This is a genomic window from Demequina sp. NBRC 110054 (genome assembly GCF_002090115.1).
GTDB lineage: Bacteria > Actinomycetota > Actinomycetes > Actinomycetales > Demequinaceae > Demequina.
The window spans coordinates 357,876-370,055 of the sequence record NZ_BBRK01000005.1 but is presented as its reverse complement, the minus strand read 5'-3'; the positions used below and the strand labels follow the sequence as shown (position 1 = coordinate 370,055).

Sequence of the window (12,180 nt, the reverse complement as noted above, 5' to 3'; positions counted from 1 at the left end):
TCCCCATGAGACTCGCCCTCCTCGGCTCCGGAATGATCGTCCGCGACCTGCTGGACGCCGTCGGTGACGTTCCGGGACTGGACGTCGTCGCGATCCAGGGCCGCGCATCGTCCCTGGCGAAGCTCAAGGCCTTGGCCGCCGAGCACTCCATCCCCAAGGTGTTCACTGACCTCGAGGAATGCCTCGCCGACCCCGGCATCGACACGGTCTATGTGGGTCTGCCCAACGACCTGCACCACGAGGTGTCACGTGCGGCCCTCCTCGCCGGCAAGCACGTGGTGTGCGAGAAGCCCTTCACCCGCACCGTCGCGGAGCTCGACGAGCTCGTGTCACTCGCACGCGAACGAGGGCTCATCCTGACCGAGGCGATCACGACGATCCACCACACGGCCTACAAGGAGATCGAGGCTCGGCTGCCCGAGATAGGACGCATCCGCCTGGTGGAGTGCGTCTACTCGCAGCGCTCGTCCAGGTACGACGCCTTCGTCGCGGGCGATATCCATCCTGCCTTCGACCCCGCGAGGGGCGGGGGAGCGCTGCGCGACCTCGGCATCTACGGCATCCACCTTGTCGTCGGGCTCCTGGGCGCGCCCGACACGGTGTCGTACCACCCGACCGTCGAGCGCGGGGTCGACACGTCCGGCGTGCTCGTTCTCGGCTATCCCGAGGCACAGGCCGTCGTCGTGTGCGCGAAGGACTCCCACGCGTCGTCCCACACGGCCGTGCAGGGCGACGTCGCGACGATCGAGATGGCGGGCGCGCCCAACACATGCGGGCCGGTCGCCTTGACGACGCGGGAGGGGACGACGCCCCTGGCGCTGGATCTGCCCGGCCACCGCATGACGGACGAGTTCCGCGAGTTCGTGCGGATCATCGCCGAGGCGGATATCGACGCGCGCGACCGCCTCCTCGACCACAGCCGGACCGTCCTCGAGACGCTCGTGCGCGCGACGGCCGGTGTGGAGGTCGCCCCGCGATAGGGTCGCGATGTGGACGACTCGGAAGGTGATGCGCGCGGCCCGTGCTCCGTCCTGATCCTGGCCTCGACCTACCCGCGCTGGGAGGGCGACAGCGTCCCCGCCTTCGTGGCCCAGTACGCGCAGCAGCTGCGCGCGGCGGGGCTCGAGGTCATGGTGCTCGCGCCTCACCATCGCGGCGCCTCGCGGTCCGAGACCGTCGACGGCGTGCGCGTCCGACGCTTCCGGTACTGGTGGCCCGCACGCGGCCAGGACATCGCCTACGGGCAGTACGGGAAGGCCCGGCTCGGCGCGCTCAAGGGCGCCACCTACACGCTCGCCCAGATCGCCGCGACCGCACGGCTCGCGCGAGGCACGGACGTCGTCAACGCCCACTGGCTCGTGCCTCAGGGATTCGCGGCCGCGGTCGCCACCCTTGCGGTCCGCCGGCCGCTCGTCGTCACGGTGCACGGCGGCGACGTCTTCACGCTTCGAGGAGCGTTCGCCACCAGGCTCAAGCGCTGGACCCTCGGCCGTGCGCGCGCTGTCGTCGTGAACGGCTCGGCGACCCATGCCCTCTGTCGCGAGCTCCGGGACCGCGACTACCGCATCGTCCCGATGGGTGTGCCCGACCGCTTCGCCGGCGCGCCATCGTCGCGCGACGACGGCGCCCTGCGGCTGCTCTTCGTCGGCAGGCTTGCTGAGGGCAAGGGTGCGGACGATGCGGTGGCTGGGCTCGCCATCGCCGTCGAGCAGGGCGTCGACGCGACGCTGGTGATCGCGGGCTCCGGGCCGGAGCGCGTCGCGGTCGAGGGCCTCGCGGATCGGCTCGGCGTGGGTGATCGCGTCAGTTTTGCCGGCTGGGTGGATCCGGTCGACCTTCCTGCGCTGTACGCGGAGTCCGATGCGCTCGTCGCGCCCTCGACCACGACCGCGTCGGGATGGCAGGAGGCGTTCGGCCTGGTGCTGGTGGAGGCGGCGCTCTCCGGCATCCCGGCGATCGCGACCCGCAGCGGCGGCATCCCCGACGTCGTCGTGGACGGCGAGACGGGCATCCTGGTGGACGAGCACCGTCCCGACCAGATCGCGGGCGCGGTGGCGTCGCTCGCAGTGGAGCCTGCCCTCCGTGCGCGCATGGGTGCCGCGGCCCGTCAACGCGCGGGGGAGTTGTTCACGTGGGAGGCGGTCATGCCGCGCCACCTCGCGGCGCTGGCGGACGCGCTCGGCTGATCTCTCAGCGGTCGACGTCCGCCCCGCAGCGCGGTCCTGCGCGGTAGCGCGCGGGCGCGGCGCGCGGAGTCGCTCAGTAGCCCCACTCGGTGACGAGGTCGCGGTCGATCAGGTCGGAGACGTAGCGCACATCGTCGAGGAACTCGCGCTGGAGCTCCTCTCGCAGATCCTGGGGGACCTCGGTGCGCGAGGCGCCCTTCATGAGCGCGGGTTCGACGACGCGCTTCTGGAGCGCGGTGTATCGGCGGTTGCCGAGCAGCGCACGGACCGGGCGCTTGACCGCGTCCGAGCGGGCGACTGAGTTGAGCAACGTGGATCTCGGCGCCTTCGATTCGTGGACACCGCGGAAACCGGGCCGGAACTCCACATCGGTGACGTCGAGGTGGGCGAGCACGCGGCCGTAGAGCTCGTCCGGGGCGTCGCGGAGGTCGGAGGTCAGCGCGACGAGCACTGCCTCGCGACCGAACGTCTCCACATAGCGCTCGATCTGCTCCCGGAAGCGCGCTCTCGCGCGGTACAGCAGCAGCGAGGGCACGGGCGCGCGTGTGGGCACACGGCGGCCGGCCGCGCGATCGGACTCGGCCGTCAGCGCGGCCGCGAAGTCCGTGAGGTCCTCGATCGACTCGTTGACGTACTGCTGGTGAAGCGATGCGAGCATGGAGACCGGTTCGCGGATCAGCATGACGATGCGGGCGTCCTGGTTGTGCTCGTGGATGCGGAGTGCCGCGTCTGTCGAGTAGAGATACCAGGTGGACGCGTCTCCGAGCCGTGCGTGGGTGTCGGCCTTCGCGAAGCACGCCTGGTAGCCGGTCTCGGACGCGACCGACAGCTTGCGGTCGTCGCCATGGGCGGCGACGCTCTCCGCGCGCAGATCCGAGGCCATCCATCCCGGCTCCTTGGGTGTCGAGATGGAGATCTCCGGGTGCTGGTCAAGGAAGGTGGCCAGCGCCGTGGTCCCGGACTTGGGCTGGCCCACGAGGAAGAAGTCGACGGGCCGCATGCCGCAAGTCTAGGGTCGCGCGCGCTCTGACTCGCCGAAGCCCCACTCGCTCCCGAGATCGCGTCCCAGCCGATCGGAGAGCGCCTCGACGTCGGGCCGGAAGACGTCCTCGAGCCGAGCCCGCAGACCGGGGGACAGAGGCGCGCGGGGCGCCTTCGTGAGGACGAGCGGCTCGACGACTCGCTGCTGAACCCATTTGAATGCCTGCGGGGGCAGGGCGCGGCGAGCGGTGGCGCGGAGCCAGTTCGCGCGCACTGCGCGATTGAGCGACGCCGACCTGGGCTGCTTGGCTTCGTGGACTGCGGCGAAGTCGGGGGAGAAGCTCACGTCCTGGGCTCCGACGTGGGTGAGGATCGCGCGGTAGGTGCCCGAAGGATCGTCCCGCAGGTCCTTGGCCGTCCAGACGCCCACGGCCTCGTCGCCGAACACTTCCCAGTACCGCTCGAGCTGCGGCATCACGGTGCCACGGCGCGTGTAGAGGAGCGCCGAGGGGAAGGGGACGCGCGAGGGGATGAGCTCACCTCGGCTCCGCGCTGCCTCCGCGTCGAGAGCATCCGAGAAGTCCTCGATGTCCTCGTACGTGAGATTGACGTACTCCATGTGCAGCGCGTGAATCAGGTCGACGGGGTTGCGCAGCAGGACGACGATGCGGGCCCGCGGATTGTGCACGGCGATGCGCCCGGCCGCCTCGGTGGAATGCAGATAGGCGGTGCTTCCCTCGCCGCGCAGCCGCGCCTCATGATCGTGAGCGAAGCACGACTCGTACTGGTCCGCCGTCCGCACAGGGACGAGCCCCTCGTCGCCGTGGTGCGCGATGATCTCGCGCGTGAGGTCGTCCGCCATCCAGCGAGGCTCCTTCGGCCGCGAGAAGCAGATCTCGGGATGAGCCTCCAGGTACGAGGCCAGAGCCGTCGTACCTGACTTGGGCTGGCCGACGATGAAGAAGTCCACGGGCCGCATGGGTCCGTAGTCTAGGCTGGCCGCGTGGAAGACACGCCCGGCACGGGTCGGGAGGCAGGAGCCTCGGACGGCCTCGCCCAGCCGGATCGCACGGTCCGGCCGCGTGGGTGGAAGCGCCTGGTGCGGCCCGTCTTCTATCTGGCCATCGTCGTGGCCTTCGGATGGTTCGTCGCCACGGTCGACTGGAGCGAGCTCAGCGACATCAGCTTCGAGCCGTGGTGGATCCTGGCGTCGGCCCTGGCCGGTCTCGCCTTCCGCTATCTCGGGGTGCTCGTCTGGCGAGTGGTCCTCGTCCGACTCGGCGCCGATGCGCTGCCCCCGTTCCGGGTGCTCGCGTCCGTGTACTCGAAGGCATGGCTTGCGCGATACATCCCCGGCACGATCCCGTGGATCGCTGGGAAGATCTACCTCGCGGCTGAGCATGGCATCTCCAAGACCAGGCTCGCGGTCTCGTCCCTGGTCGAGGCGGCATCGCAGGTGGTCGCGGTCGGGGCGGTGTCGCTCACGCTGCTCGCCCTCGATCCACGAATCGGCGAGATCTCGGTCACGGTCCGGGTGCTCGTCGCTGTGGGCGCGGTCGCGGGCTTCGTCGCGATGGCACCGCCGATCTTCAACCGCCTGCTCGACCTCGCGATGCGCGCGGCACGACGGGGCACCCCGGTCCAGGTCGGCTGGCCCACGGTGCGCGACTCGATCGCGCTCTACGGCGGGGGAGCGTTGCTGTCGGGCCTTCAGAGCTACTTCCTGATCCTCGCCATCGCGCCGCAGGTCGGCCTCGAGGACATGCTCTACATCATCGGCGCGATCGGCCTGGGCGGAGTCGTGGGCATGCTCACGCCTCTTGTCCCCAGCGGTCTCGGCACGAAGGATGCGACCCAGTTCGTGCTGCTGCTCGTGGTGATGCCCGCGGCCACCGCAACCCTGGTCGTCGTGCTCGGTCGCGTCCTCAACGCTGTGGTCGACCTGTTGTTCTGGCTGATCGCCGTCGGCTGGGAGAAGGCGCGCGCAGCCCGGGCATGACAAAGGCCCCGGGCGACTGCCAGGGGCCTTGCTTGTGTGGTGGGCGATACTGGGATCGAACCAGTGACCTCTTCCGTGTCAGGGAAGCGCGCTACCGCTGCGCCAATCGCCCGTGCGACGTAGGTCGCATCCTGCGAGCGGACGACGGGACTCGAACCCGCGACCCTCACCTTGGCAAGGTGATGCTCTACCAACTGAGCCACGTCCGCGTGGACCGAACTGTCGTTCGGGCCGGGGAATAGTATGCCCGATCCCGCGACCCTTCGGTGACAACTCGATGGCGACGGCGTGTCGTGACATCGGCATGACGCACTCTCGGTCCGACTCCCCGTGGAGAGGGCGATGGGGTCGAGTGTGCGAGCGCGCGGTGAGGGGAGAAGTGCGACCCGGGGTGCGGGAGAAGTAGGCGCGACGAACGAGAGCATGCGGGCGCATCGTCCGGGGCACGACGAAGGCCCCCGGCGTCTGCCAGGGGCCTTGCGTGTGTGGTGGGCGATACTGGGATCGAACCAGTGACCTCTTCCGTGTCAGGGAAGCGCGCTACCGCTGCGCCAATCGCCCGTGCGAGGTGGGTACGGGATTCGAACCCGTGTATACGGCTTTGCAGGCCGCTGCCTCGCCTCTCGGCCAACCCACCGTGGTGACCAACGAGTTGGCCTGAAGAACTCCGAGCGGACGACGGGACTCGAACCCGCGACCCTCACCTTGGCAAGGTGATGCTCTACCAACTGAGCCACGTCCGCGTGTCTGGGCTGTTGCCCTGACAGGAAGAAGACTCTAGCCGAAACATTCGAGCAACACCAAATCGCGAGAGCGCATCGGCCTGCGCGGCTGCTCGGGAGTGCGCGCCGTCGCCCGCTAGCGTAGGTCCGTGGAGTGGAGCGAGGACGTCAGGCGGCTCGGCAGCGCCGAGTTCCGTGGACTCACGGCCTCGGAGCCCGTCGAGCACATCGACGCCGCCATCGACGGCCACCGGCTCTCCGAAGGTGGCCTGTGGGTGGTCGTCGCGAGCTTCGAGGGCCGCATCGACGCGTGGCGCTTCGCGCGAGCCGAGCACGTGGTCGCAGGCCCCGAGCCCGCGGCACCGCGACGCGCCTGGACCGGACCCGCTCCCGAGCACTGGCACACCTCGCTCGGGCGCGAGGCATACATGGCCGGCGTCGAGGCGATCCGACGCGACATCCGGGAGGGCGACGCCTATCAGGTGAACCTGTGCCGGGTGCTCTCGGCGCCGCTCGCGGCGGAGGCGCCCGGTCCCGACGCGGTCGCCCTCTCCGAGCGTCTCGCCCGGGGCAATCCCGCGAGATACGCCGCGCGGATCGTGATCCCGCGCACGGACGAGATGCCCGGCGCCTGGGTGGTCTCGGCCTCGCCCGAGTCCTACCTGTCGATCAGCGGCCGCACGCTCCGCTCGTCGCCCATCAAGGGCACGGCGGCCCCGGGACAGAGCATGCTCGACAAGGACGTCTCGGAGAACGTGATGATCACCGACCTGGTCCGCAACGACCTCGCGCACGTGGCCGAGCCCGGCACGATCGCAGTTCCCGAGCTGCTCGGCGAGCACACCCATCCGGGTCTGGTCCATCTGCAGTCGACGGTCGAGGCTCGGCTCGACGACGCGCACGACTGGACCGATCGCATGTGGCCCGATCTGCTGTTGGGCACGTTCCCGCCTGGATCCGTCTCGGGGGCGCCGAAATCGTCCGCCCTGCAGATCATCGCCCGCGAGGAGACCGCGCCTCGGGGTCCCTACTGCGGCGCGATCGGGTGGATCGACGCCGACGCGCGGCGTGCTGAGCTCGCCGTCGGCATCCGGACCTTCTGGTGGGACGATGCGGAGGGCGGCACCCTGCGGTTCGGGACGGGGGCGGGCATCACGTGGGGCTCGGAGCCCGCAGGGGAGTGGGAGGAGACCGAGCTCAAGGCGCGTCGCTTGATCGGCCTCGCGTCTGCCGACACAATGTCCCAATGATTCCCGTTGCCTGGATCGATGGCGTGCTTCAGGACCCTTCCGCACCCGCGATCGCGCCTGTGGACCACGGCTTCACCGTCGGCGACGGCGTCTTCGAGACGCTCGAGGTGCGCAAGGGTGCGGCCTTCGCGCTCACGCGGCACCTGCACAGGCTCGTGTACTCGTCCGAGCGGATGGGGTTCAAGGGCCTCGACGTGGACCTTGTCCGGCGCGGCGTCGAGGAGGCGCTCGCCGAGGCAGGAGACGATGCCACGCGTGTGAGGATCACCGTCACTTCCGGCCACGGACCCATGAGCTCGGTACGAGGCGAGGGGCCGCTGCGCGTCGTCGTGATCGTCACAGGCGGCCCCGCTCCCGCGCGATGCCGCGCTGTGCGATCGCCGTGGTGCCGCAACGAGCGGTCCGCTGTCACCGGCGTGAAGTCCACGTCGTACGCCGAGAACGCCGTCATGGCCGCCTACGCGGGATCCAAGGGCGCCGACGAGACGATCATGGCGAACACGCAGGGCCACCTGTGCGAGGGCACTGGCACCAACGTGTTCCTCGAGAAGGACGGCGAGGTGGTGACTCCGCCGCTCGCGTCGGGCTGCCTCGCAGGCATCACACGCGGGCTGCTCCTCGAGTGGGGCGCGCGTGCGGGAGTGCCCGTGCGCGTCGCCGCTCCGGGTGAGCTCACGATGAGCGCGCTCGACGAGGTGCTCCGCGGCGAGGCCCACCTCGCGGTGACCTCCTCCACGCGTGGCCTCCAGCACGTCGAGATGCTCGACGGCGTCGAGCTCGCGCAAGGCCGTCTGCTCGAGCGCTTGAGCGGCGTCTACAGCTCCGCGGCGGACGTCGATCTGGACCCTGCACCTCCGAGGTCCAAATAGCCGCTATAGTGGTATCCGCTCACCGGGCGATTGGCGCAGGGGTAGCGCGCTTCCTTCACACGGAAGAGGTCACTGGTTCGATCCCAGTATCGCCCACGGAACACGAGGGCCTCCGGCTTCAGCCGGAGGCCCTCGTGCTGTCTCTCCCCCAGTGTCGTGGTAAGTCGGAGAGCTCACGGCCGACGCGCGGCGGCGCGACAATGCGTGTGAACGCCACGAAGGCCCCGGGCGGACGCCGAGGGCCTTCGTGAGCGAGGCGGAAGGAGATCCCGCGATGACCAGGTGCTACGCGAGCGCGAGCCTGCGGCGGGCGACCGCGGCGACCTCGTGGTTGCTGTAGTCGGCGAACACCTCGACGAGTCGGTCGGGAAGGTTGGGGTTGATGAGGACCGCCGACAGCACCGTGGGGTGACGCTCCGACTTCACGACCTCGATGAGCGTCTCGACGGCGGTGTTGGGGTTCTGAGCGGCCCACCAGCGGATGTCTGCGTCGGGATCGAACGAGAGCTCGTGGAGAGCGTCCGCCGGGGTATCGATGTTCGAGGCCTGCAGCAGGCGGTTGACGCCCTCCGTGCCCTTGGCGATGTCGCCGGCCACGTTGTCGAGCACCTTCGCGACGTCGCTCTGCTCCGCACGGTACTGATCGGAGACCTCACGCACGTAGTTGGAGAGCTCGCGGGCCTCTTCGGCTCGCGCCAGGACCTCGAGCGTGGTGGGGGAGTCGGGGTCGCGGATCTCCATGCGGATCGTGAGCGCGAGATGGCGCAGCGTCTCAGCCATGAGGAAGGCGGGGTGCTGAGCGTCGCCGTCGGCCTCTGTGCGCAGCTCGCCTTCCGAGCGGCCGATGACGGCCAGGGCCTGGGCGACCGCCTCGAGCCGACCGTCCTGGTGCGCCTGGTCGAGCTGGGCCGCGAGCGCGGCATCCTCGTCGTGTGCCGAGGCGGCGGCGTCCAGGCTCAGCACACCCTCAGCGAGCATCGCGAGGTCGCACTGGACGCCCGAACGGCACGCGTCGCAGTAGTGGTTCTGCAGCGCGATGGTCGCGGCGGCCGAGAGTCGCGCACGGTCCTGGGGACGTGCGCTCGCTCCTGAGGGAGCGGCGGCCTTCGCGGCCGAGTCACGGTTCAACACTGGGGTGTGCCCTTTCCTCCGTAGGTGCTGCCTTGCGACCGAGAGGTGGTCGTCACCGGCCCCATCGGCAGTCCTGGACCAAGGGTGAGCGTTCGCGGCGCGCCCGTTCGACGATTTGAGAAGTGGCTTCGGTAGCGTGGGCGCATGACGGAGGAACGACGTGCACAGCTCACCGGCGACGGCGCCGGAGCGGTGCTGCGCGAGGCGCTGAGCGCCGCCGGTCGTTCGCTCGATTCCTGGGCCGTTGACGCGGTCCACGACCGGCCGGGCGCCGAGACCTCCGTCTCCTACGACGTCATGGTGGACGGTGCCCACCGGTACCTCGTGGCCTCGACCATCGAGCTCGATCGTGGTTCCCACCCTGGGGTCATGACGGTGGGGTCGGGCGGTCACGAGGTGCACGTGTGGGAGCACCCGATGGACCCGCACCTCCCCGCGCTGGCAGAGGCCTGCGATCCCGTGGCCCTCGGTCGCGCCATGTCGGCCGCGCTCGGCACGGCGGTCGAGGTGCGCGGCATGCGTGTCCTCGTGCTCCGGCCACTGCGCAGGGCGGTGCTCCGCATCGAGTCGTGCGCGGCCGGAGATCCCGCGTCCGCACCCGCGAACGTGCACTTCGTGAAGGTCGTCGGCCCGGACCTCGCGCAGGAGGTCGCTGAGCGCTACCGCCTCAGCCCCCACGCCCCCCGCGCGTGGGTCCTGGGAGCCGGGCTCGTGCTGCTGGACGCGGCGCGCGGCAGGCCGCTCACCGAGCACCTGTACGACCCTCAGGGGCGCATGCTCCTTCCGCCCGTGATCCCGCCGGCAGCTGTCATGGACGCTCTGACCGCGCTGTCCCCGCGCGCGCTCGACCTTCCGCATCGTCCGGCCTGGTCCGACAGGCTCCCGCAGTACGCCGCGCAGGCGCGTGAGCGCGGTCTTCCTTGGGCGAATGAGATCGAGGGCCTCGTCGCTGACCGGCTGCGGCGAGGCGAGACCGGTCCCGTCGTCCCCGTGCACGGCGACCTCCACGCAGCGAACCTGTTCCTCGCGCCCGGACCCGACGGCCTCACGGCCTCGGCGCTCATCGACCTCGACACCGCCGGTCCGGGGTACCTGGTCGACGATGTGGCGTGCCTGCTTGCCCACATGCTGACGCTCCCCACCTTCAGTCCCCAGGGATACCGCCACGTCCCGGATGTGCATTTCATCCTGGTCAAGGGCATGCTTCCGTACGTGGACGCCAACCAGCTCGCCGGCAGGACCGCCGCGGTCCTCGTGTCGCTCGCCTCGGGAACCGCGAACCGTGAGCACGCCGAGGCGTGGATGCACCAGGCCGCAAGGGCGGCCGCCTCGTGAGCGGCTCGATCACCGAAGCCGCCCCAAGCCTCCGGACTGCGAGAAGGGTCGCGGAACCCCTCGACGAGTCCCAGGCGCTCGAGCGCGGACCCGAGTATCGCGTCGACCTCGAGCGGATCCGGTTCTCTCCGTACTTCTCGCGGATGTCCGCCGTCACCCAGGTCATCTCCCAGTCGGGTGCAGGTCTCGCTGTCCACAACAGGCTTACGCACACGGTCAAGGTGACCGCCGTGGCCCGCGCCATCGCGGTGGGGCTCGCCGCCGACAAGGGCGAGCGGGGACGCACCGTCGCACGGCTCGGGGGCTGCGACCCGGTGGTGGTGCAGGCCGCCGCGAGCGCCCACGACCTCGGACACCCGCCCTTCGGGCATCTTGGCGAGCAGACGCTCGATCGTCTCGCTCGCGAGCGGTTCGGCCTCGAGGAGGGCTTCGAGGGGAACGCGCAGACGTTCCGCATCCTCACGCGGCTCGACGAGTACGACCGCGCCGGAGCGGGGCTCAACCTCACTGCCGCGGTGCGCGCCGCGGTGCTCAAGTACCCGTGGGAACGCGCGGAGGGCGACCGGTGGACAGGCGGTTTCGACCGGCCACGAGGCCTGACGCCCCGGATGCCAGGCGACGGTGCCCCGAAGTTCTCGACGTACACGCTCGATCTCGACGACTTCGAGGAGGCCCGCGCTGCGTATCCCGCGATCTCGCCTCGCCAGCAGACCCTCGAGTGCTCGGTCATGGACATCGCCGACGACATCGCCTACTCGCTCCACGACCTCGACGACTTCTATCGCGCGTCGCTGCTCGGACACGCCGCGGTGTCGACGGAGTTCCGCACGTGGAGAGCGGAGCGCGGTGCGCTCTCGCAGCTCCCCTCGGAGACGCTTGCCGCGACCTCGCGGGTCCCCGGCCGGGGGCTCGAGACCCTGCGCAGGCGGCTGCTTGCCAAGGATGCCTGGATCGCCGACGACGATGCGTTCGGGGAGTCGGTCGCGCGCGTCCAGAGCGACGTCGTCGATGGCCTGCTGGCAGTCCCCTTCGACGGGTCGCTCGACGCCGACCGCGCCCTCGCCGTGTTCATGGCCGGGTGGGTGTCGCGCCTCCAGCGCTCGGTCGTGGTGATGGCGGACCCGCCGATCCGCTCGGGCCACGTGAGCCTCGACACCGCCGCGTGGCACGACGTGGCCGTGCTCAAGTTCCTGCAGGAGCGGTTCGTGCTCCACCGCCCCGACCTCGCCGTCTACCAGCGCGGCCAGGCCAGTGTGATCGAGCGTCTCGTCGACGCCCTCGCGGCGTGGCTCGACGATCCGAGGGACGTGCATCGTGCGCCTCGCCGACTGCTCGACCTCGTGGGCCTCGCCGAGGCCGACTACAAGCAGATCGCCGTTGAGCGCGAGATCGATCGCGCCCGGATCCGTGGCCTCGCGAGGGGCCGCGGGATCATCGACTACATCGCCTCGCTCACGGACGCGCAGGCGAGGTCGCTCGCCGGCCTCGTTTCCGGGGCCTCGGAGCGGCTGTGGGATGGCGGTCAGGTGCTCTGACGGCGCGGCGGTTCCGGCGGCGAAGGCGGAGCAGCGGGCGAAGGACCGCCACGAGGAGTGATTGGGTCACGCGACTCGCCGAAGCGGCGTCGGCCAGAGCCGGCGCCGCTTCTTCGCGTCTTCGCTATCCCTTTGATGAGAGCCCTCTCATCACGTCCTCCTGACCCTCTCA

Annotated in this window: 10 protein-coding genes and 6 tRNA genes; 8 read left to right on the top strand and 8 right to left on the bottom strand. The window is 70.2% G+C overall.

Annotated elements, in window-relative coordinates; all coding sequences use genetic code 11:
• Positions 1–5: 5 nt before the first annotated feature.
• The gene (locus B7K23_RS11015; protein ID WP_084126622.1) at positions 6–980 is read left to right on the top strand and encodes a Gfo/Idh/MocA family protein; all 975 of its coding nucleotides are present in this window, start codon (positions 6–8) and stop codon (positions 978–980) included.
• 9 nt (positions 981–989) lie between these two features.
• Positions 990–2,186, top strand: coding sequence for a glycosyltransferase (locus B7K23_RS11010; protein WP_084126621.1), 1,197 nt, complete (start codon positions 990–992; stop codon positions 2,184–2,186).
• A gap of 73 nt (positions 2,187–2,259) precedes the next feature.
• Here B7K23_RS11010 and B7K23_RS11005 read toward each other — a convergent pair whose 3' ends face one another.
• Positions 2,260–3,186: a sulfotransferase gene (locus tag B7K23_RS11005; protein WP_084126620.1), complete on the bottom strand. Its 927-nt coding sequence runs from the start codon at positions 3,184–3,186 to the stop codon at positions 2,260–2,262.
• Positions 3,187–3,195: 9 nt separating this feature from the next.
• Positions 3,196–4,146, bottom strand: a complete 951-nt coding sequence (locus B7K23_RS11000; protein WP_084126619.1) for a sulfotransferase — start codon at positions 4,144–4,146, stop codon at positions 3,196–3,198.
• A gap of 24 nt (positions 4,147–4,170) precedes the next feature.
• On the opposite strand from B7K23_RS11000, the gene B7K23_RS10995 reads away from it, so the two are divergent.
• Positions 4,171–5,166, top strand: a complete 996-nt coding sequence (locus B7K23_RS10995; protein WP_084126618.1) for a lysylphosphatidylglycerol synthase domain-containing protein — start codon at positions 4,171–4,173, stop codon at positions 5,164–5,166.
• A gap of 37 nt (positions 5,167–5,203) precedes the next feature.
• Here B7K23_RS10995 and B7K23_RS10990 read toward each other — a convergent pair.
• The 5 genes from B7K23_RS10990 to B7K23_RS10970 all read right to left on the bottom strand — a co-directional run bounded on the left by B7K23_RS10990 (position 5,204) and on the right by B7K23_RS10970 (position 5,909).
• Positions 5,204–5,278 (bottom strand) — tRNA-Val (locus B7K23_RS10990).
• 24 nt (positions 5,279–5,302) lie between these two features.
• Positions 5,303–5,375, bottom strand: a tRNA-Gly gene (locus tag B7K23_RS10985).
• A 277-nt stretch (positions 5,376–5,652) separates the two neighbouring features.
• Positions 5,653–5,727 (bottom strand) — tRNA-Val (locus B7K23_RS10980).
• Between the two features lie 5 nt (positions 5,728–5,732).
• A tRNA-Cys gene (locus tag B7K23_RS10975) sits at positions 5,733–5,803 on the bottom strand.
• A 33-nt stretch (positions 5,804–5,836) separates the two neighbouring features.
• A tRNA-Gly gene (locus B7K23_RS10970) sits at positions 5,837–5,909 on the bottom strand.
• A gap of 128 nt (positions 5,910–6,037) precedes the next feature.
• On the opposite strand from B7K23_RS10970, the gene B7K23_RS10965 reads away from it, so the two are divergent.
• From B7K23_RS10965 to B7K23_RS10955, 3 genes are all read left to right on the top strand, one after another.
• On the top strand, positions 6,038–7,138 hold the full coding sequence (locus B7K23_RS10965) for a chorismate-binding protein (protein ID WP_084126617.1): 1,101 nt from the start codon (positions 6,038–6,040) through the stop codon (positions 7,136–7,138).
• On the top strand, positions 7,135–8,007 hold the full coding sequence (locus tag B7K23_RS10960; RefSeq protein WP_084126616.1) for an aminotransferase class IV: 873 nt from the start codon (positions 7,135–7,137) through the stop codon (positions 8,005–8,007). The genes B7K23_RS10965 and B7K23_RS10960 overlap by 4 nt, the downstream gene beginning before the upstream one ends.
• 24 nt (positions 8,008–8,031) lie before the next feature.
• Positions 8,032–8,103: transfer RNA gene (locus B7K23_RS10955), tRNA-Val, on the top strand.
• A 189-nt stretch (positions 8,104–8,292) separates the two neighbouring features.
• Here the strand turns inward: B7K23_RS10955 and B7K23_RS10950 are convergent.
• On the bottom strand, positions 8,293–9,138 hold the full coding sequence (locus B7K23_RS10950) for a hypothetical protein (RefSeq protein WP_143338244.1): 846 nt from the start codon (positions 9,136–9,138) through the stop codon (positions 8,293–8,295).
• Between the two features lie 144 nt (positions 9,139–9,282).
• On the opposite strand from B7K23_RS10950, the gene B7K23_RS10945 reads away from it, so the two are divergent.
• Together B7K23_RS10945 and B7K23_RS10940 are read left to right on the top strand one after the other, a co-directional pair.
• Positions 9,283–10,473, top strand: a complete 1,191-nt coding sequence (locus B7K23_RS10945) for a phosphotransferase (RefSeq protein ID WP_084126614.1) — start codon at positions 9,283–9,285, stop codon at positions 10,471–10,473.
• A complete protein-coding gene (locus B7K23_RS10940) occupies positions 10,437–12,008 on the top strand; it encodes a deoxyguanosinetriphosphate triphosphohydrolase family protein (protein WP_234996505.1) in 1,572 nt (523 codons plus the stop codon). Before B7K23_RS10945 ends, B7K23_RS10940 begins: the two co-directional genes overlap by 37 nt.
• Positions 12,009–12,180 lie beyond the last annotated feature (172 nt).

Bases quoted from the DNA above. Each gene is read 5' to 3' on its own strand.
- B7K23_RS11015 (WP_084126622.1), top strand. From the start codon at position 6: ATGAGACTCGCCCTCCTCGGCTCCGGAATGATCGTCCGCGACCTGCTG.
- B7K23_RS11005 (WP_084126620.1), bottom strand. From the start codon at position 3,186: ATGCGGCCCGTCGACTTCTTCCTCGTGGGCCAGCCCAAGTCCGGGACC.
- B7K23_RS11000 (WP_084126619.1), bottom strand. From the start codon at position 4,146: ATGCGGCCCGTGGACTTCTTCATCGTCGGCCAGCCCAAGTCAGGTACG.
- B7K23_RS10960 (WP_084126616.1), top strand. From the start codon at position 7,135: ATGATTCCCGTTGCCTGGATCGATGGCGTGCTTCAGGACCCTTCCGCA.
- B7K23_RS10945 (WP_084126614.1), top strand. From the start codon at position 9,283: ATGACGGAGGAACGACGTGCACAGCTCACCGGCGACGGCGCCGGAGCG.